This is a genomic window from Janthinobacterium sp. SUN128 (assembly GCF_030587275.1).
GTDB classification, from domain to species: Bacteria; Pseudomonadota; Gammaproteobacteria; order Burkholderiales; family Burkholderiaceae_D; genus Janthinobacterium; species Janthinobacterium lividum.
On the sequence record NZ_JAPWHY010000001.1, the window covers coordinates 1,705,029 to 1,723,358 of the forward strand.

18 protein-coding genes are annotated in these 18,330 nt (G+C 61.2%); 14 read left to right on the forward strand and 4 right to left on the reverse strand.

Annotated elements, in window-relative coordinates; all coding sequences use genetic code 11:
* Positions 1 to 68: 68 nt before the first annotated feature.
* Positions 69 to 272, reverse strand: coding sequence for a hypothetical protein (locus O3297_RS07720; protein WP_034784610.1), 204 nt, complete (start codon positions 270 to 272; stop codon positions 69 to 71).
* Between the two features lie 193 nt (positions 273 to 465).
* Between O3297_RS07720 and O3297_RS07725 the strand changes: the two genes are divergently transcribed.
* A complete protein-coding gene (locus O3297_RS07725) occupies positions 466 to 1,215 on the forward strand; it encodes a nucleotidyltransferase domain-containing protein (protein WP_305048265.1) in 750 nt (249 codons plus the stop codon).
* On the opposite strand, the gene O3297_RS07730 is transcribed toward O3297_RS07725, so the two are convergent.
* Positions 1,212 to 2,117, reverse strand: coding sequence for a LysR family transcriptional regulator (locus tag O3297_RS07730; RefSeq protein WP_092604985.1), 906 nt, complete (start codon positions 2,115 to 2,117; stop codon positions 1,212 to 1,214). The two genes, O3297_RS07725 and O3297_RS07730, sit on opposite strands and share 4 nt — an antisense overlap.
* Before the next feature lie 96 nt (positions 2,118 to 2,213).
* On the opposite strand from O3297_RS07730, the gene O3297_RS07735 reads away from it, so the two are divergent.
* The 3 genes from O3297_RS07735 (at position 2,214) to O3297_RS07745 (ending at position 3,966) form a co-directional block, all read left to right on the forward strand.
* Entirely contained in the window at positions 2,214 to 2,510 is a 297-nt protein-coding gene (locus O3297_RS07735) for a DUF2798 domain-containing protein (RefSeq protein ID WP_305048266.1), read from the forward strand.
* A gap of 101 nt (positions 2,511 to 2,611) precedes the next feature.
* Positions 2,612 to 3,010: a VOC family protein gene (locus tag O3297_RS07740; protein ID WP_092604987.1), complete on the forward strand. Its 399-nt coding sequence runs from the start codon at positions 2,612 to 2,614 to the stop codon at positions 3,008 to 3,010.
* Positions 3,011 to 3,117: 107 nt separating this feature from the next.
* Positions 3,118 to 3,966, forward strand: coding sequence for an alpha/beta fold hydrolase (locus O3297_RS07745; protein ID WP_305048267.1), 849 nt, complete (start codon positions 3,118 to 3,120; stop codon positions 3,964 to 3,966).
* Between the two features lie 120 nt (positions 3,967 to 4,086).
* Here the strand turns inward: O3297_RS07745 and O3297_RS07750 are convergent, their stop codons facing one another.
* The gene (locus tag O3297_RS07750) at positions 4,087 to 6,174 is read right to left on the reverse strand and encodes a 3-hydroxyacyl-CoA dehydrogenase NAD-binding domain-containing protein (RefSeq protein WP_211549764.1); all 2,088 of its coding nucleotides are present in this window, start codon (positions 6,172 to 6,174) and stop codon (positions 4,087 to 4,089) included.
* Between the two features lie 555 nt (positions 6,175 to 6,729).
* On the opposite strand from O3297_RS07750, the gene O3297_RS07755 reads away from it, so the two are divergent.
* From O3297_RS07755 to O3297_RS07770, 4 genes are read left to right on the forward strand one after another with little or no spacing between them, the layout of a single operon-like run.
* On the forward strand, positions 6,730 to 8,793 hold the full coding sequence (locus O3297_RS07755) for a PAS domain-containing methyl-accepting chemotaxis protein (protein WP_080753571.1): 2,064 nt from the start codon (positions 6,730 to 6,732) through the stop codon (positions 8,791 to 8,793).
* Between the two features lie 3 nt (positions 8,794 to 8,796).
* A complete protein-coding gene (locus O3297_RS07760) occupies positions 8,797 to 9,621 on the forward strand; it encodes a protein-glutamate O-methyltransferase CheR (RefSeq protein ID WP_099393744.1) in 825 nt (274 codons plus the stop codon).
* A complete protein-coding gene (locus O3297_RS07765; protein ID WP_052140344.1) occupies positions 9,618 to 10,142 on the forward strand; it encodes a chemotaxis protein CheD in 525 nt (174 codons plus the stop codon). Before O3297_RS07760 ends, O3297_RS07765 begins: the two co-directional genes overlap by 4 nt.
* A complete protein-coding gene (locus tag O3297_RS07770) occupies positions 10,129 to 11,655 on the forward strand; it encodes a chemotaxis protein CheW (RefSeq protein WP_305048268.1) in 1,527 nt (508 codons plus the stop codon). The genes O3297_RS07765 and O3297_RS07770 overlap by 14 nt, the downstream gene beginning before the upstream one ends.
* 6 nt (positions 11,656 to 11,661) lie before the next feature.
* Here the strand turns inward: O3297_RS07770 and O3297_RS07775 are convergent, their stop codons facing one another.
* Entirely contained in the window at positions 11,662 to 13,314 is a 1,653-nt protein-coding gene (locus O3297_RS07775; protein WP_151095446.1) for a 3-(methylthio)propionyl-CoA ligase, read from the reverse strand.
* A gap of 261 nt (positions 13,315 to 13,575) precedes the next feature.
* Between O3297_RS07775 and O3297_RS07780 the strand changes: the two genes are divergently transcribed.
* The 6 genes from O3297_RS07780 (at position 13,576) to O3297_RS07805 (ending at position 18,218) form a co-directional block, all read left to right on the forward strand.
* On the forward strand, positions 13,576 to 15,018 hold the full coding sequence (locus O3297_RS07780) for a YdiU family protein (RefSeq protein WP_305049629.1): 1,443 nt from the start codon (positions 13,576 to 13,578) through the stop codon (positions 15,016 to 15,018).
* 9 nt (positions 15,019 to 15,027) lie between these two features.
* The gene (gene msrB, locus O3297_RS07785) at positions 15,028 to 15,429 is read left to right on the forward strand and encodes a peptide-methionine (R)-S-oxide reductase MsrB (RefSeq protein ID WP_305048269.1); all 402 of its coding nucleotides are present in this window, start codon (positions 15,028 to 15,030) and stop codon (positions 15,427 to 15,429) included.
* Positions 15,430 to 15,503: 74 nt separating this feature from the next.
* On the forward strand, positions 15,504 to 16,133 hold the full coding sequence (locus O3297_RS07790) for a septation protein A (protein WP_305048270.1): 630 nt from the start codon (positions 15,504 to 15,506) through the stop codon (positions 16,131 to 16,133).
* Positions 16,130 to 16,432, forward strand: coding sequence for a BolA family transcriptional regulator (locus tag O3297_RS07795; protein ID WP_225317325.1), 303 nt, complete (start codon positions 16,130 to 16,132; stop codon positions 16,430 to 16,432). The genes O3297_RS07790 and O3297_RS07795 overlap by 4 nt, the downstream gene beginning before the upstream one ends.
* Positions 16,433 to 16,545: 113 nt before the next feature.
* A complete protein-coding gene (locus O3297_RS07800; RefSeq protein WP_034784620.1) occupies positions 16,546 to 17,325 on the forward strand; it encodes a peptidyl-prolyl cis-trans isomerase in 780 nt (259 codons plus the stop codon).
* Between the two features lie 116 nt (positions 17,326 to 17,441).
* Positions 17,442 to 18,218 (forward strand): peptidylprolyl isomerase, encoded by a 777-nt coding sequence (locus tag O3297_RS07805; protein WP_034756072.1) that lies wholly within the window; start codon positions 17,442 to 17,444, stop codon positions 18,216 to 18,218.
* Positions 18,219 to 18,330: the final 112 nt, after the last annotated feature.

Consider the following 18,330-nt stretch of genomic DNA (forward strand, 5'->3'; position numbering starts at 1 on the left):
AGCAAAACGCCGCTGACTCGTCAGCGGCGTTTTTTTATGCGGCGTATGCGGCGGCAAACTTGCCGAACTTACTTGTCGCTCTTGCCCTTTTTCAGCTGGTCGCGCTGCTGCACGTATTCCTGGTAGCTGGTCTGGTTGCGCTTGCGGCAGGCATTCCGGTCGTCAAAATTATTAAGGCTGTTGCAATACTCGCCGATCTTGTCCCGGTTTGCGTCATACAGTACTTCGCAGCCAGTGATGGCCAGCAAGAAGGGAATGATCAGATATTTCATTGCTACTCTCATGGATAGGGACGGGATTGCGCGAAAAAACACCAGATTGCCCACTGGATAAGCGGGCAGCTTTATCTTAACGCGATCTTGACGAAAAGTACAAGCGCTCGGTATTACTTAATGGAAAGGATTGCCTGCGCGCCCGCCACTGCATGCTATGGTGGCAGTTTCTCCCAGCGGATTCGTACCAGGCATGCCGACCATTCCTCCCGCCCCCTGCGGCCCACTGCAGCACCACTTCGACGCCTTGCTGCAAGACGTTTGCGCCAGCCTGGCTGCGCACGCCGGTAACTTGCTGGACGGCATATACCTGTATGGCAGCGTCGCCCGCGGCGACGCCACGCCGGGCGTATCCGACCTCGACCTGACCCTGGTACTGCGCCATCCGCCCACGCAGCAGCAGGCCGGCGCGCTGGAAGCGCTGCGCCTGGCCTTGCAGGCGCGCCACCGGGAAGTCATGAAGATCGATTTCGATATCGGCCACCGGGCCCAGGTACTGGCGCCCGAACACCTGTACAGCTGGGGCTACTGGCTCAAGCACCAGTGCCGCTGCCTGTGGGGCGAAGACCTGGCGCGGCACTTTGCGCCGTTCGCGCCCTCGCGCGCCATTGCCCTGGCCGTGAATGGCGACTTTGCCCGCGTGCTGGACAAGTATGCGCAGCGCCTTGATGACGAGCGCGACCCTGCCGTCATCGCCCGCCTGCAGCGCGAAGCGTCGCGCAAGCTGATCCGTTCCTGCAACACCCTGCGCCAGGATGGCGATCCAGGCTGGCCCGCCAGCCTGGACGAGCATGTCGCGCTGTTGCTGCGGCACTCTCCCGCCATGCAGGCGCCCATCGCGTATTTCCTGGCCCAGGCCAGGCCCGGTGCCGCGCCAGCCAGCGGTTTTACGCCAGCGCTGCGCCAGTTCACGCTGTGGCTGGCGCAGCAACAGGCAAGCTAAACGCCCGGCTCCTCGTTCAACAAGGGATTATCCGCCGCAAACGCCGCCAGGTGCTCGAGCAGCACGCGCACGCGGGCCGGCAGGTAGCGCCGCTGCGTCCACACGGCATACACATGGCGCGGCTGCGGCATCCAGTCGGGCAAGACGCGCACGAGGCTGCCCCGGGCCACTTCCTCGCGGCATTGCAAAAGCGGGCACAGCAGGATGCCGATGCCCGCGTCGGCCATCTCCACGGCCAGACGCATCTCGTTGACGCGCAGGCGCGCCTGCGGTTCGATCACCATTTCGGCGCCGTCGCCGGGCCGCCGCAGCCGCCAGCTGCGCAGCGGCTCGGCCACGATCAGCTCGTGCTTTTCCAATTCCTGCAAGTCGCGCGGCACACCGGCGCGCGCCAGATAGCCGGGCGCGGCCACCATCACCAACGCGGCACTGCCCAGCCGGCGCTGCATCAGCGAGGAATCGTCGAGCGCGCCCACGCGGATGGCCAGGTCGGCGCCGCTGCCCACCAGGTCTTGCAGCAGGTTCGACAGTTCCAGCTCGAGGCGGATATCCGGATACTTCTGCATGAAACTGACCCAGGCCGGCGTCAGCAAGCCGCTGGCGAAGTTGACGGGCGCCAGCACGCGGATGCTGCCCGAAACGGCCGACAGGCTGGCGTCGAGCTGCTGCGTCGCCTGCCGCAAGGCATGCACGAGGGGGCGGCACTGCTCGTAGTATTGCCAGCCTTCCGCCGTCGGCTGCAGGCGGCGCGCGCTGCGGTTGAGCAAGCGGTAGCCGAGCTGGCTTTCCAGCTTTTGCAGCCGGCGCGTGACGGTCGCGGCGGGCAACTCTTCCTTCACGGCCGCCGCATGCAGGCTACCCGCCTCGACAATGGCGACAAACAGGGCTAAGTCATCAAGCATGATTGCATTTTCGGAATTTGAAATTAAAAATATGGCTCTAGTATAGATTGCTGCAAGTCGTTACGCTGCCCTATCCTCATATCTTGAAAGTGCACCATGTCCGAAGCCCTGCGTTTGCGCTGTGTATTTGCCTTCCTGATGTCGCTGGTCATGACCCTGCTGATGAGCGCCTGGGTCACCTGGCTGAATATCGGCCTGCAGGCCGACTTCCTGCCCCGCTGGCGCCATGCGTTCTTTGCCGCCTGGCCCGTGGCCTTCTGCGCCGTGATGCTGTTCGCGCCCCGCGTGCAAGTCATCAGCCGCAATATCGTGGCCCGCCTGGCGCGCCCGGCATCACCAAGCTGCCCCGCCTGCCCGGCCGGTGCGCCATGTGCGTGCGCCAGCCGCACTTAACCGGCAGTCGGCCACCGGCAGTATCACTCGGTCACTCCCGCCCACGGCCGCCCTGATCCGGGCTATGCTATGGCCGTCCTTGTTTTTACAGCGGAGTGCCCATGCTCGATCACGTTTCCCTCACTGTCAGCGATCTGGAGCGCGCCGAGCGCTTCTATGACGCCATCTTTGCCGCGCTGAACGTGCCCAAGGTGGGCAGCGACCATGCCAACGCCTGGATAGGCTACGGCGAGCGCAGCGATGCGGAGCATCCCGAGCGCAGCTATTTTTCCGTGCGCCTGGGTCCCAAGCCCGACGACGCGCCGCGCCGCCATTGCTGCTTCAAGGCCCCCTCGCGCGCGGCCGTGGAAGCGTTCTGGCACGCGGGACTGGCGCACGGCGGCATCGACCTGGGCGCGCCCGGCTTGCGCCACTATCACGCCAGCTATTACGCGGCCTTTTTGTTCGATCCGGACGGCAACCGCATCGAAGCCGTCTGCCATCGCGCCGACGCCGGCTGACAGGACAGTAAATCCGCCTCTGTTCGGCATTTCCACTTCGGCACGATTTGCCTATAATGGCTGGCAAGCCATACCGGTCCCCGGTCCGTGCACCAAGAAGGAGATTCATGCATCATCTATTCGTCGGCCGCCCCGCGCGCACCATGCTCCTCTCCAGCGCCGGCTTGCTGCTGGCAGGCTGTTTTTCCGGCTGCTCCCTGTTGCCATCCACCCCGGTCATGCCAGGCGTGCCGGCCACCGCCGCCCTGCCCGATGCCAGCATCGCCTACACCCTGAGCGGCCAGGGCGGCTTGCCCGTGGTCTTCCAGTCGGCCATGGGCGACGGCAAGGACGTGTGGGCCAAGGTGGTGCCCGAAGTGGCCAGGCAGCACCGCGTGCTCGTGTACGACCGTCCCGGCTACGGCGAGAGCAAAAAGACCACCACGCCGCGCGATCCCTGCACCATTGCTGCCCAGCAGCGTGCCCTGCTGGCGCAAGCGGGCTTGAAACCGCCGTATGTGCTGGTCGGCCATGGCTTGGGCGGGCTGTACCAGTACGTATATGCGAGGCTGTACCCGCAGGACGTGGCCGGCCTGGTCTTGCTCGATCCCACGCACCCGCAGCAATGGAACCGCCTGCAGACGGACGCGTCCACCTACGCCATGCTCGTCAAGACGCGGCGCAAGCTGATGTTCAACAGTACGGAATCGGCCGAATTCGATGCTCAGACGCAGTGCCTGCAACATGTCGACATGAGCAGCCCGCTGCGCGTGCCCGCCATGCTGCTGGTGCGCGACAAATTCGGCATCGAGGAAATGGGATCGTTTGAAAACGTCGTGCGGGCCCAGGAAAGGGATTGGCAGCGCCTGTCCGGCGCGCCAGCCATCGAGCGCATCACGGGCGCCGGCTACTACATCCAGAAGGACAATCCCGTCATCGTCAACGAGGCGGTCAAGATGGTGGCGAAGAAGAAATAACAACGTAGGTCGGATTAGCGGCATGCCGCGTAATCCGACACCGCTATGGCCAACAATGTTGTCGGATTACGCGAGGCGGAGCCTCGCTAATCCGACCTACATCTTTTCAACCGTGCCTCATCAGCTGTTAAAGCCCCTGCCCTCGCCCGCCAGCTTCACCAGCAGCGGCGCTGGCGTCCACGCTTCGCCGTGGCGGCCTTTCGCATAGCCGGCGATCGTATCGAGCACGTTCGGCAAGCCGACCGTATCCGCGTAGAACATCGGGCCGCCGCGGAACAGCGGGAAACCGTAGCCCGTCAGATACACCATATCGATGTCCGAGGCGCGCAGGGCGATGCCCTCTTCCAGGATGCGCGCGCCTTCATTGACGAGCGCATACACGAGGCGTTCGACGATTTCCTGGTCGCTGATCTTGCGCCGTGCCACGCCGATGTCGGCGGAATGCTGGACTATCATGGCGTTGACCTGTTCCGACGGATACGCCTTGCGGTCGCCCGGCTTGTAGTCATACCAGCCGGCGCCCGTCTTCTGGCCATAACGCCCCAGTTCGCACAGCAGGTCGGCCGTCTTCGAATACGTCACTTCCGGTTTTTCCACGTAGCGGCGCTTGCGGATGGCCCAGCCGATGTCGTTGCCGGCCAGGTCGCCCATGCGGAACGGGCCCATGGCGAAGCCGAATTTCTCGACCGCCTTGTCGACCTGTTCCGGCAGACAGCCTTCTTCCAGCAGGAAACCGGCCTGGCGGCTGTACTGTTCGATCATGCGGTTGCCGATGAAACCGTCGCACACGCCCGAGACGACGCCCGTCTTTTTCAGCTTTTTCGACAGCGCCAGCGCCGTGGCCAGCACGTCCTTGCCGGTTTCCTTGCCGCGGACGATTTCCAGCAGCTTCATGACGTTCGCGGGGCTGAAGAAATGCGTGCCGATCACGTCTTGCGGGCGCTGGGTGAACGCGGCGATCTTGTCCAGGTCCAGGGTCGACGTGTTCGAGGCGAGGATGGCGCCCGGCTTCATGACGGCGTCCAGCTGCTTGAAGACGGTTTCCTTCACGCCCAGTTCCTCGAAGACGGCTTCGATGACGATGTCCGCCTGCGCAATGTCGGCGTAGGCCAGCGTGCCGCTAACGAGCGCGATGCGCTGCTCGGCCTTCTCTTGCGTCAGCTTGCCCTTCTTCACCGTGTTCTCGTAATTCTTGCGGATGGTGGCCAGGCCCTTGTCCAGCGCTTCCTGCTTCGTTTCCAGCAAGATGACGGGAATGCCCGCGTTGGCGAAATTCATGGCGATGCCGCCGCCCATGGTGCCGGCGCCGACGATGGCAGCGCTGGCGATCGTGCGCACGGGCGTGTCGGACGGCACGTCCGGCACCTTGCTGGCGACGCGTTCGGCAAAGAAGGCGTGGCGCAGGGCTTTCGATTCGGGCGACTGCACCAGCTGCATGAACAGTTCACGCTCGTACTTCAAGCCTTCGTCGAATTTCATCGTCACGGCGGCCGCCACGGCATCGACGCATTTCAGCGGTGCGGGGAACGGGCCGGACATGGCTTTCACGGTATTGCGCGAAAACTGCAAAAACGCTTCGTGGTTCGGGTAATCGACCTTGCGCTCGCGCACTTTCGGCAGCGGGCGCACGTCGCCCACTTTGGTGGCGAAGGCCACGGCGGCGGCCAGCAAGTCCGCGCCGGGCGCGATGACTTCGTCGAACAGGGCCGTGCCGGCCAGTTTTTCGGACGCGACGGGCGTGCCCGAGACGATCATGTTCAGGGCCATTTCCAGACCCAGCACGCGCGGCAGGCGCTGCGTGCCGCCCGCGCCCGGCAAGATGCCGAGTTTGACTTCCGGCAAGGCCATCTGCGCGCCCGGCGCGGCCACGCGGTAGTTACAGCCCAGCGCCAGCTCCAGGCCGCCACCCATACAGACGCTGTGGATGGCCGCCACGACCGGCTTGGTCGATTGCTCGACGACGTTGATCAGGGTGTGGAGAGTCGGTTCCGTGAGCGCCTTGGGCGAATTGAATTCCTTGATATCGGCACCGCCCGAAAATGCCTTGCCAGCGCCCGTGATGACGATGGCTTTGACGGACTCGTCCGCCAGCGCCTGGCGGATGCCGGCCACGGCGGCCGTGCGCGTGGCCAGGCCCAGTCCATTGACGGGCGGATTGGCGAGGGTAATGACGGCAACGGCGCCGTTTACTTGATATTCAGCACTCATGTCTCTTCCTTATTGATTTTGCTCAGCGATGAGGTGGTTGCAAGGGATGAAGCTTCACTATACCGCATAAAAGAACGCTCGTATTATTTTTGTCGTGGCGTGCCCGGCGCCAGCATGGTACGCCATGGTACAACATCGTTTGCGGAAAGATTCTGCTGCAAGCAGCAAGCTCCCGTAGAAGCTATCACTTGGATATTCATTTAAATAATAAAAGCACAATAATAATAACGGCGTTTTATTATGCAAAGTAAAGGCTTTGTTATATGCGGGCATGGGTCAATTACGACAGTTTTGACATTATTTATTTCCGCCCCTTGTTTTTCGCCAGATGCTGGGGAATAATCAAATTGTTGATTCAAATCAATACTCTACAATTTATCCACTATAAGGCAAACCGCAGGGCAAACACTGGCGGCCGTTGATCGCGCACATTCTCACCGATTATCACCAGATGTCGATCCATGCAATAACATCGCTGCCTTATATGGATAGCAGAAAAAATAATAACAGCAGCCTTATCGTTCCCATTCCTCTTCTCACCCCGAAGGAAATACTATGGACGCAGCCAGCCATGTCAGCCACTCCCAGGATCTGGACTTACAAGCGATAAATACTGCATTGAACCGTGTCCAGGCCGTCATCGAATTCGAACTCGACGGCACCATCCTGCATGCGAATGACAATTTCCTGCGCGTCCTCGGCTATACCCTGGACGAAGTGCAAGGCAAGCACCATGCCATCTTCTGCGATCCCGACTATGTGAAAACGGCCGAATACGCCACCTTCTGGGCCAAACTGGGACGTGGCGAGTTCGACCATGGCGAATACAAGCGCCGCGCCAAGGATGGGCGCGAAGTGTGGATCAATGCGTCCTACAATCCCATCCTCGATGCGGACGGCAAGCCGTATAAAGTCATCAAGTTTGCCACCGACATCACGGCCAGCAAGCGCCGCAACGCCGATTATGAAGGCAAGATCGACGCCATCAGCAAGGCCCAGGCCGTGATCGAGTTCCGGCTCGACGGCACCATCCTCGACGCCAACGACAATTTCCTCAAGTCCGTCGGCTACACGCTCGACGAGATCAAGGGCAAGCACCACCGCATGTTTTGCCTGCCCGACTACGCCAGGAGCGACGACTATGCGCAGTTCTGGCAGAAACTGGGGCAAGGCCAGTTCGACTCGGGCGAATACAAGCGCGTCACCAAGGACGGCCGCGAAATCTGGCTCAATGCCTCGTATAACCCGATTTTCGATGCGGAAGGCCGGCCCTTCAAGGTGGTCAAGTTCGCCAGCGACATCACGGCCCTGAAAATGCGCAATGCCGAATACGAAGGCAAGGTCAGCGCCATCGGCAAGGCGCAGGCCGTGATCGAATTCGACATGCACGGCAATGTGCTGGACGCAAACGACAATTTCCTCGCCGTCATGGACTACGACTTGAGCGATATCCAGGGCGAACACCACCGCATGTTTTGCGAGCCCGAGTATGCGAGCAGCCCCGAGTACAAGAAATTCTGGCAAAAGCTCAACCGCGGCGAATTCGACGCGGGCCGCTACAAGCGCCTGGGCAACCATGGCAAGGTAGTGTGGATACAGGCCACCTACAACCCCATCCTGGACCTGAATGGCAAGCCGTATAAAGTGGTCAAGTTCGCCATCGACATCACGGAACAGGTGAACCTGGAAAACAGTATCCAGTCCAAGGCCGCCAACGACAGCCGCAAGGTCAATGCCCTGCTTGAATCGGTGGCGCGCGCGGCGCAAGGCGACCTGACCTGCAATATCGTGCCCGAGGGCGACGAGCCGATCGACCTGCTCGCCGGCGGCATCAGCAAGATGATCGTCGACTTGCGCGGCGTGATCGGCAACGTGGTATCGGCCGCGAACGGCTTTGCCGACGCCTCGCACGCGATCGCCGAACGGGCCACGGGCGTGGCCGTGGGCACGCAGGCGCTGGGCGCCACGGTGGAAGAAATGAACGCGTCCATCGACGGTTTGACGTTCTCCATCAATTCCATCGCGGAAAACACCTCGAACGCCGATTACCTGGCGAAAGCCACGCAGCAGGAAGCGGAAGCGGGCGCGCGCGCCGTCGCCAAGTCGATCGAGGCGATGGACTTGATCAACCGCTCCTCGGAAGACATCGGCGAAATCGTCAAGGTGATCAGCGAAATCGCCAACCAGACGAATATGCTGGCATTCAATGCGGCCATCGAGGCGGCCCGCGCGGGCGAACACGGCCTGGGCTTTTCCGTCGTCGCCGACGAGGTGCGCAAGCTGGCCGAGCGCTCCTCGCAGGCAACAAAAGAGATTTCCAAGCTGATCAACGAATCCGTCAAGCGCGTCTCGACGGGCAGCGAAATCTCTCGCCAGGCCAGCGATGCCTTCGACAAGATCGTCTCGGGCGTGGCGAAGACCACGCTGGCCATTTCCGATATCTCGAAGGCGGCCAATGAACAGCTGCTGACGGCGCGCGAAGTATCCACGGCCATCCAGTACATCGCCGAGGAGACGGAAAAGTCGGCCGCCAACTGCGACAGCATCGCCCGCTCAACGGATGGCTTGAACGAGCGCGCTGGCAGCCTGAACCAGACTGTCTCCGGCTTCGTGGTGTAAGCCATGAGCCATGCGGCCACCTTGACGCCCGAGGTGCTGACGACCCTGATCGCGCTGGTGCGCCAGCATACGGGCATCGCCATGACAGCGCGCAAGAGCGTCTTGCTGGAACGGCGCTTGCAGCCTCGGCTGCGGGCGCTGTCCCTGCACAGCTACCAGGCGTACCTGGAGCGCGTCAGCAGCGACCGCGACGAGGTGGCCCATTTCATCGACCTGGTGACCACCAACGACACCCTGTTCTTCCGCACGCCGTCCATCTGGGATTACTTCCGCGACCGCTACCTGCCCGTCTGGGCCCGTGAGCATCCGGACGGCTGCCTGTCCATCTGGTCGGCAGCGGCCGCCAGCGGCGAGGAGCTGTATTCGATCGCCATGCTGTGCGAGCAATTCAAGCTGCAAGCGCCCGCTTTCCGCTACCAGATCCTGGCCAGCGACATTTCGCAGCAAATCCTGGGCGCGGCGCGGGCCGGCCAGTACAGCGGCCGCTCCGTCGAACGCATCCGCCTGTCGCATCCGGACTTGCTGCGCAAATATTTCACGCCCTCGCCGCATGGCGTCAGGGTCAACGAGGAATTGCGGCAACACGTCAGCTTTGCCCAGCACAATCTGCTGGAAGCATTGCGCCCGGCGCGGCAGTTCGACCTGGTGTTCCTGCGCAATGTGCTGATCTATTTCGATGCCGAGCACCAGGAAACCGTGCTGCGCCAGGCACGGCTCAGCCTCAAGGACGAGGGCCGGCTGATCCTGGGCGAGTCGGAAACCATCGCCCGCCTCGGCACCGGCTATCAATTCGAGTTTCCCATGATTTATAAGGCGGGTAGCGCATGAACATCATCATCGATCCTAGCCTGCCGCTGCACCATGTTGGCATGGGGCAACTCAGCGTGGGCACGCATGGCGAGCAGCTGCAAGCCTTGCTCGGCTCCTGCATCGGCATCGGTTTCATCTGGAAGAATGGCCCCTGCTGCGGCCTGGCCCATTGCCTGCTGCCGGAAGCGCCGGGCACCGACAGCAGCCTGGGGGCACGCTATGTGAGCCAGGCCGTGCCCTCGCTGCTGCGGATGATGGGTGTGCGCCAGGCCGATTACGCCGATATCGAAGTGGTGCTGGCGGGCGGCGCCAGCATGTTTGGCCCGCGCAACGGGCGCTTGCAAGTGGGACGGCAAAATGCGGAAGCGGCGCAAAAATACCTGGACCAGTGCGGCTTGTCGGTGAGTTTTTGCGCGCTGGGCGGACGCCACGGGCGTCAGTTGCTGATCGATTGCGCCAACCACAGCTATGCCGTCACCGATGTGGTGGCGCAACCCGAATTAATTCCACGCAAGGAAGGCGCATATGGATATGCATGAAGCGACGGGCTTGCAAGCGCAGGCCCATGGAGAAACGGCCGCCGAGCTGTTCGGCTCCTTCCACCTGGGCGACGATGAATTCGCCCTGCCCGCCAGCTGCATCCGCGAAGTCGTCAATTACCCCGCGAAAGTCACGGCCCTGCCCCTGTCGCCCGCCTATCTGGAAGGCATGTTCACCTTGCGCGGCAGCGTCATTCCGGTGGTCAACCTGGGGCGCTTGTTCCGCGCCGATGCGCCGCGCGCCGTGGCCACGGACAAGATCGCCATCCTCGACTTCCAGCAAGTGCTGGTCGGTATCGTCTTCCAGGATACGGGTGAAATCCTGCGCGTGCCCGCCAGCGCCCGCAGCGCCCTGCAATATGCGGCCGGCGACAGCCACGCCGTCATCGCCGGCACGATCCTGCTCGACGGCGGTGCGCGCCTGCTGCAGGTACTCGATCCGCATGCCCTGCTGCGCATCGAAAACGTACCCCATGTGCTGGCCCTGCAGGCGACGGGCACCAAGCTGAGTTCGGCCCGCTACCATGCGCAAAGCGAACGCCGGCAGTGCGTCAGCTTCCATGCGGCCGGCGCCACGTTTGCCTTCGAAATGCTGGCCATCCAGGAAATCATCCGCGTGCCGGAACTGCACAGTTCCCTGCTGAACAGCGAACTGTGCCTCGGGCGCATGCATTTTCGCGGCAGCCAGGTGGCCGTCGTCGACTTCGGCGCCCTGCTGCAGGCGGCCAGCTCCGGCACGGCGGCGACCAGCGACCAGCGCATCATCGTCGTGCGCCTCGATGATACGACCGTGGGCTTTCTCGTCGACTCCGTCGACAGCATCGTGCATTTCTTTGGCGACGAGGTGCTGCCGATTCCCCTGCTGAGCAAAGCACGCGCCGCCATGTTTGCCGGCTGCATCACGAAAGAGGGTCTGGGCGACATCATTTTCCTCGACCACAAGGGCATCTTGTCGCAGGCGGAGATCATCGAGATGCGCGACGGCCACGCGCGCCTGTACCCGTCCGACACGGAAGCGGGCAGCGCCGCCAAGCGCAAGGCGCAGCGCCGCGTCTACATCACGTTTACGGTGGAAACCCGCTTCGCCGTGGAAATCGGGCAAGTGCGCGAAATCATCGACTTCAGCGGCGCCATCACCACGCCACCGGGCATGCCGGCCTGCATGCGCGGCATGCTCAACCTGCGCCAGCAAATGATCAGCATCATCGACCTGCGCCAGCTGTACGCCATGCCGCCGCTGGCGGACACGGGCGCGGGCAAGATTTTGATCGTGGAACGGGGGGCCGAGCGCTACGGATTTCTCGTCGACCATGTCGACAACATCATGACCATTTCCGACAGCCAGCGCTTTGCGGCGCCGCAAATCATCCGCACGGGAGAGCATGACGACTTGCGCAGCGAAATGGATGAAATGATCGATATCGGCACGGATGCGCAGCGCCAGACCCTGTCCGTCTTCCAGTGCGACCATCTGCTGGAAAAGCTGGGCTCGGCGCTGCCGCAGGCGGCGTAAGTTTTTTTACAAGCCCGGCAGCTTGTGCCCCTTGAACTGGTCACGCAGCTTGTTCTTCTGGATCTTGCCCGTGGCGCCCATGGGCAAGGCGTCGATGAACAGCACGTCGTCGGGCGTCCACCACTTGGCGATCTTGCCTTCAAAAAATTGCAACAGCGCTTCGCGCGTGACCGTCATGCCGGGGCGCAGCACCACGACGAGCACGGGACGCTCGTCCCATTTCGGGTGGAATACGCCGATGCAGGCCGCCTGCAGCACGGCCGGGTGCGCCATGGCCAGGTTTTCCAGGTCGATGGTGCCGATCCACTCGCCGCCCGACTTGATCACGTCCTTGCTGCGGTCCGTGATCTGCATGTAGCCGTCCGCATCGATGGTGGCCACGTCGCCCGTGGGGAACCAGCCATCCTGCAGCACCTCGCCACCCTCGTTCTTGTAGTACGCGGAAATGATCCATGGCCCTTTCACCAGCAAATGGCCGTAGGCCACGCCATCCCACGGCAATTCCTTGCCATCGTCATCGACGATCTTCATGTCCACACCGTAAATGGCATGGCCCTGCTTGTGCAGGATATCGCGCTGCGCTTCCTTGTCCATGGCCAGGTGCTTGGTCTGCAAGCCGCCCGTGGTGCCCAACGGCGACATTTCCGTCATGCCCCAGCCATGGATGACTTCCACGTCGAACTTGTCGATCAGGGTATCCATCATGGCCGGCGGGCACGCCGCGCCGCCGATCACCGTGCGGCGGAAGGTGGAAAATTTCAGGTCATTCTGCAAGGCATAGTTCAGCAGGCCCAGCCAGACCGTGGGTACGCCGGCCGAGAAGGTCACTTTTTCCGATTCGAACAGTTCGTACAGCGACTTGCCGTCCAGCGCCGCGCCGGGAAACACCATGCGCGCGCCAGACAGCAGCACGGAATACGGCAAGCCCCAGGCGTTCACGTGGAACATGGGCACGACTGGCAGGACCGTGTCGGTGGCGCGCACGTTGAGGGCGCTGGGCATGGCCGAAGCATACGCGTGCAGCACGGTCGAGCGGTGCGAATACAGGGCGCCCTTGGGGTTGCCCGTCGTGCCCGAGGTATAGCACAGGGCGGCGGCCGAGTTTTCATCGAACACGGGCCAGGTATACTCGTCGGAATGCGTGTCGATCAGGTCTTCATAGCACAGCAGGTCGGGAATGCTGCTGCTGGCGGGCATGCGGTCGCGGTCGCACATCAGCACGAAATGGCGCACGAAGGTGCAGTCGGCGGCGATCTTTTCCACCACGGGCAGGAAGGTCAGGTCGAACAGCAGCACCTGGTCTTCCGCGTGGTTCGAGATGTAGGCGATCTGCTCGGGAAACAAACGCGGATTGATGGTGTGCAGCACGGCGCCCGAGCCGGACACGGCATAGTACGCTTCCAGGTGGCGGTAGCCATTCCAGGCAAGGGTGGCGACCCGGTCGCCCATGCCTATGCCCAAGCCGTGCAAGGCATTCGCCAGGCGCCGCGTGCGCTGGTGGCAATCGCGGTAGGTATAACGGTGCAGATCGCCTTCCACCCGGCGCGACACGATTTCGCCGCAGCCATAATGACGCGCTGCAAACTCGATAATGCTGGAAATCAGCAGGGGCTGATTCATCATCTGGCCCATCACTGGACTCAAGGGAAATGCCGACATCGTGTCTCCTGGTTTGGATACTCGGTTATTGTTGGAAGTTAAAGATTTTCCTTAGTTTCGTACGGTCGTGCGGAAATCGTCAACGCATTTCGATATTGCATTGCAGCATGGAATTTTTGATTCCGTTTTTTGCCGCATTGCCCCCCACGACAGCGCCCGCCACGCGCCCTGGCGCTGTGCGGTAAAATCGCATTCTAGGCTGGCGCACCTTGCCGGTCCATCTTACTGACTGGAATTGCCATCACCGCTCATACCTTACCACTGGATAATGCCTTTGCGGCCTTGCCGCCCGCGTTCTATACGCGCTTGATGCCCACGCCTCTGCCCGCCCCATATTTCGTGGCCGCCAGCGCACCGGCCGCAGCCCTCATCGGCCTCGATGCCGCGCGTCTAGCCGAGCCCGACTATGTGGCGCTGCTGAGCGGCAATACGGTTGCCGAGCGTTCACTGCCCCTGTCGGCCGTGTATTCGGGCCACCAGTTCGGCGTCTGGGCTGGCCAGCTGGGCGATGGCCGCGCCATCCTGCTGGGCGACATCGCCACCGAACACGGTCCGATGGAACTGCAGCTGAAAGGCGCCGGCGCTACGCCGTATTCGCGCATGGGTGATGGCCGCGCCGTGCTGCGCTCGTCCATCCGCGAGTTCCTGTGTTCGGAAGCCATGGCGGCGCTGGACATTCCCACCTCGCGCGCGCTCTCCATCATGGGTTCGCAGCAAGGCATCATGCGCGAAACCGTCGAGACTGCAGCCGTCGTGACGCGCATGGCCCCCAGTTTTGTGCGCTTCGGCTCGTTTGAACACTGGTTTTACCGCAAGAAGCCGGAAGAGCTGAAAATCCTCGCCGATTACATCATCGACGGTTTTTATCCCCATTTGCGCGCTGCATCAAATCCATATCAAGCCTTGCTGGCCGAAATCTGCGTGCGCACGGCGCACATGATTGCGCAATGGCAAGCCGTGGGCTTCATGCATGGCGTCATGAACACGGACAATATGTCGATCCTGGGCTTGACGCTCGATTACGGCCCCTTCGGCTTCATGGAGGCGTTCGATGCCGAGCACATCTGCAACCATACGGACCAGCAGGGCCGCTATTCCTACGCCAACCAGCCGCAGGTGGGCCACTGGAACTGCTATGCGCTGGGCCAGGCCCTGCTGCCGCTGATCGGTGAAGTGGCCGAGGCGCAGGCGGCGCTGGACAGCTACCAGCCCGCGTTTGCGGAGAAGATGAATACCTTGCTGCGCGCCAAGCTGGGCTTGCGCACGCAACACGACGACGATACGCAACTGTTCGACGGCATGTTTGCCCTGATGCAAGCCAACCACGTGGATTTCACCAACTTTTTCCGCGCGCTGGCGACACTGGAAATAGCCGCTCCCGAGCACGACACCGTGCTGCGCGACATGTTCATCGACCGCCCCGCCTTCGATACGTGGGCAGCGGCGTACCGCGCGCGCCTGCTGCAGGAGCACAGCGTTGATGCCGAACGGCAAGCGGCAATGAACCAGGTTAACCCGAAATACGTGCTGCGCAACTACCTGGCGCAAGTGGCCATCGAGAAAGCCCAGCAGCAGGACTACACGGAAGTGGCAAAATTGCTGGAAGTTTTGCAAAAGCCATTTGACGAACAGCCCGAACACCAGCACTATGCGGCCCTGCCGCCCGACTGGGCCAGCCACCTTGAAGTCAGTTGCTCATCCTGAGGAGTCATTATGACCACCAATAAAGTCAAAAAAACCGACGCCGAATGGCGCGCCCTGCTCGACTCGATGCAATACGAAGTCACGCGCCACGCGGCCACGGAACGGGCCTTCACGGGCAAGTTCTGGGACCACCATGAACACGGCATCTACACCTGCGTCTGCTGCAACACGCCCTTGTTTGCCTCGGACACGAAGTTCGACTCGGGCTGCGGCTGGCCCAGCTATTTCCAGGCGCTCGATCCGGCGAATGTCACGGAAATCGTCGACCGCAGCCACGGCATGCTGCGCACGGAAATCGTCTGCGCCGTCTGCGACGCCCACCTGGGCCACGTTTTCCCGGACGGGCCGCCGCCGACCGGCTTGCGCTATTGCATCAATTCGGCTTCCTTGCGCTTCGATCCGCAGCCTTGATCTGGCAATGGCTTGGGCGTTGCTCCTAAGCCATTCCTAAGATGATTCTAATAAGACCAGTGTAAAGTCTCGCCATGAAATTTCTATTCGACCTATTCCCCCTGATCGCCTTCTTTGCCGCTTTTAAACTGGGCGGCATGTATGAAGCGGCCACGCACGATTTCGTGCAGCAATATTTGTCCGGCTTCGTGTCTGGCGGCCTGATCAAGGCCGACCAGGCGCCGTGGATACTTGCCACCCTCGTCGGCATCGTCGCCACGGCTTGCCAGGTCAGCTATCTGCTGCTGCGCGGGCGCAAGGTGGACGGCATGCTGTGGCTGTCGCTGTTCATCTTTGTCGTGTTCGGCGGCGCCAGCATTTACCTGCATGACGATTTCTTCCTGAAATGGAAGCCGACCCTGATCTACTGGCTGTCCGGCCTGGCACTCCTGATTGCCTACGTGGTTTTCAAGAAAAACCTGATCCGCAAGACCATGGAAGCGCAAGTGCAGTTGCCTGATGCCGTCTGGAACCAGTTGCTGGCCGCATGGATCATTTTCTTTGGCGCCATCGGCGCACTGAACCTGTTCGTCGCCTTCGTGCTGTACAAGGGCGACATGGCCGCCTGGGTCAGCTTCAAGGCGTTTGGCGCGACGGGCATCTTCTTTGCCTTCATCGTGGCGCAAACCCTGTTCCTGGCCAAACATATCAAGGAAGACGCATGATGAGCTCCACCACCGAAAACACCGCGCCGGAAACGCGCATGCAGCGCATTCGTACCCGCCTGGAAACGGCACTTTCTCCTCTGGAATGCGTGCTGGAAGACGACTCGGCACGCCACCGGGGCCATGCGGGCGCCGCCTCCGGCGGAGGCCATTACAATCTGCGGATTATTTCTAGTCAATTTGAGGGGCTCAGGCTCGTCATGCGCCATCGACTGGTGTATGATTCCGTGCACGATATGATGCATAATGAGATACATGCATTGGCGATTGTGGCACTGGCGCCATCCGAAGTAGTGTAAGGATGGCGTTTTTGGCGTACCGGGGCAACTTGGCATGCCGTTTGCTGCAAGCGCCATGCACGCGTTTTCTTTCCATGCGTTTTTTACGAAACTTTCCCTAACAGGATTTAATAATGACTTTTAAGCCAGCCCGCTTGCTGATCGCACTACTCGCCGTTGTCGCGGTACCTGTTTTTGCGCAAAATGTTGCCGTTGTTAATGGCAAGCCTATCCCATCGTCGCGCGTTGATGCAGTCGTCAAGCAAGTCGTCGCCCAAGGCCAGCAACCGGATTCGCCGCAACTGCGCGAAATGATCAAGAAGGACTTGATCGGCCGTGAAGTGCTGATGCAAGAAGCGGAAAACAAAGGTTTCGGTAAAGATGCAGCCGTCAAGCAGCAAATCGAGAACGCACGCCAGGCCATCGTCATCAACGCCCTGGTCGGCGACTACCTGAAAAAGAATCCCGTCAACGACGCTGAAATCAAGGCGGAATACGACCGCTTCGTGGCCCAGACCGGCGACAAGGAATACCACGTGCGCCACATCCTGGTGGGCACCGAAGCTGAAGCGAAAGACATCATCGCCAAGCTGAAAGGCGGCGCCAAGTTCGAAGACCTGGCCAAGCAATCGAAAGATAGCGGTTCGGCCGACAACGGCGGCGACCTGGACTGGGCAGCGCCATCGTCCTTCCCGAAAGTGTTCTCCGACGCCTTCGTGAAACTGCAAAAAGGCCAGGTTACCGACACCCCGGTGCAAACGCCTAACGGTTTCCACGTGATCAAGCTGGACGACACCCGCGCGGCAAAACTGCCTACCCTGGAAGAAGTCAAGCCACAGATCGCCGAAGCGCTGCAGCAAAAGAAATTGCAAGCGTATCAGGAAGAAATGATCAAAAAAGCGAAAGTTCAATAAGAACTGACCTCCCCGGCGCCCTTTTCGGCGCCGGTCGTGTATTCTGCGCCTGAACGCGAACTGCACGGCAGTCGCGATCTCTTGTATCAGTTTTTGTAAATTTATTAGGAATGAACATGATTTTGAAGCCAGCCCGCCTGATCTTAGCCCTGGTCGCCGTTGTAGCGATCCCTGCGTTCGCGCAAAACGTGGCCACCGTGAATGGCAAGGCCATCCCATCGTCGCGCGTTGACCAAGTCGTCAAACAAGTCGTCGCCCAAGGCAAGCAAGCTGATTCGCCGCAATTGCGCGAAGCCATCAAGAAAGACCTGATCGGCCGCGAAGTGCTGATCCAGGAAGCCGACAAGCAAGGCTACGGCACGCGTCCGGAAGTCAAGTCGCAGATCGACAATGCCCGTCAAAGCATCATCATCAACGCCCTGCTGGCCGATTACGTCAAGAAAAACCCCGTCAAGGACGCTGAAATCAAGGCCGAGTACGACAAGTTCAAGGCACAGGCCGGCGACAAGGAATACCATGCACGCCACATCCTGGTCGCCACCGAAGCCGAAGCGAAAGACATCATCGCCAAGCTGAAAGGCGGCGCCAAGTTCGAAGAACTGGCCAAAGTATCGAAAGACGGTTCCGCAGCCAATGGCGGCGACCTGGACTGGGCTAGCCCAGCTTCGTACGTGAAGCCATTCTCCGACGCCATGGTAGCCCTGAAACCAGGCCAGGTCACGCAAACGCCAGTGCAATCGCAATTCGGCTTCCACGTGATCAAGCTGGAAGAAACCCGTCCGACGAAGCTGCCGGCACTGGAAGAAGTCAAGGGTCAAGTGGCCGAGTCGCTGCAACAGAAGAAACTCGCCGCCTACCGCGACGAACTGATGAAGAAAGCCAAAATCCAATAAAAACGCCTGATATAAGCTACTGCGCGTCGCGCTTTGCGGCCTGCGATGCTCACCGTGCTCCAGCACGGTTGCGCGTCTCGGCCACAAATCGCTGCCGCTCGCTACGGTTCTA

Excerpts from the sequence above, each read along its gene's own strand:
- O3297_RS07760 (WP_099393744.1), top strand. The coding sequence starts at position 8,797 with ATGAGCCATGCGGCCACCTTGACGCCCGAGGTGCTGACGACCCTGATC.
- O3297_RS07775 (WP_151095446.1), bottom strand. The coding sequence starts at position 13,314 with ATGTCGGCATTTCCCTTGAGTCCAGTGATGGGCCAGATGATGAATCAG.
- O3297_RS07770 (WP_305048268.1), top strand. The coding sequence starts at position 10,129 with ATGGATATGCATGAAGCGACGGGCTTGCAAGCGCAGGCCCATGGAGAA.
- O3297_RS07790 (WP_305048270.1), top strand. The coding sequence starts at position 15,504 with ATGAAATTTCTATTCGACCTATTCCCCCTGATCGCCTTCTTTGCCGCT.
- O3297_RS07750 (WP_211549764.1), bottom strand. The coding sequence starts at position 6,174 with ATGAGTGCTGAATATCAAGTAAACGGCGCCGTTGCCGTCATTACCCTC.
- O3297_RS07795 (WP_225317325.1), top strand. The coding sequence starts at position 16,130 with ATGATGAGCTCCACCACCGAAAACACCGCGCCGGAAACGCGCATGCAG.
- O3297_RS07730 (WP_092604985.1), bottom strand. The coding sequence starts at position 2,117 with ATGCTTGATGACTTAGCCCTGTTTGTCGCCATTGTCGAGGCGGGTAGC.
- O3297_RS07755 (WP_080753571.1), top strand. The coding sequence starts at position 6,730 with ATGGACGCAGCCAGCCATGTCAGCCACTCCCAGGATCTGGACTTACAA.
- O3297_RS07800 (WP_034784620.1), top strand. The coding sequence starts at position 16,546 with ATGACTTTTAAGCCAGCCCGCTTGCTGATCGCACTACTCGCCGTTGTC.
- O3297_RS07765 (WP_052140344.1), top strand. The coding sequence starts at position 9,618 with ATGAACATCATCATCGATCCTAGCCTGCCGCTGCACCATGTTGGCATG.
- O3297_RS07740 (WP_092604987.1), top strand. The coding sequence starts at position 2,612 with ATGCTCGATCACGTTTCCCTCACTGTCAGCGATCTGGAGCGCGCCGAG.
- O3297_RS07735 (WP_305048266.1), top strand. The coding sequence starts at position 2,214 with ATGTCCGAAGCCCTGCGTTTGCGCTGTGTATTTGCCTTCCTGATGTCG.
- O3297_RS07725 (WP_305048265.1), top strand. The coding sequence starts at position 466 with ATGCCGACCATTCCTCCCGCCCCCTGCGGCCCACTGCAGCACCACTTC.
- O3297_RS07805 (WP_034756072.1), top strand. The coding sequence starts at position 17,442 with ATGATTTTGAAGCCAGCCCGCCTGATCTTAGCCCTGGTCGCCGTTGTA.
- msrB (WP_305048269.1), top strand. The coding sequence starts at position 15,028 with ATGACCACCAATAAAGTCAAAAAAACCGACGCCGAATGGCGCGCCCTG.
- O3297_RS07745 (WP_305048267.1), top strand. The coding sequence starts at position 3,118 with ATGCATCATCTATTCGTCGGCCGCCCCGCGCGCACCATGCTCCTCTCC.
- O3297_RS07720 (WP_034784610.1), bottom strand. The coding sequence starts at position 272 with ATGAAATATCTGATCATTCCCTTCTTGCTGGCCATCACTGGCTGCGAA.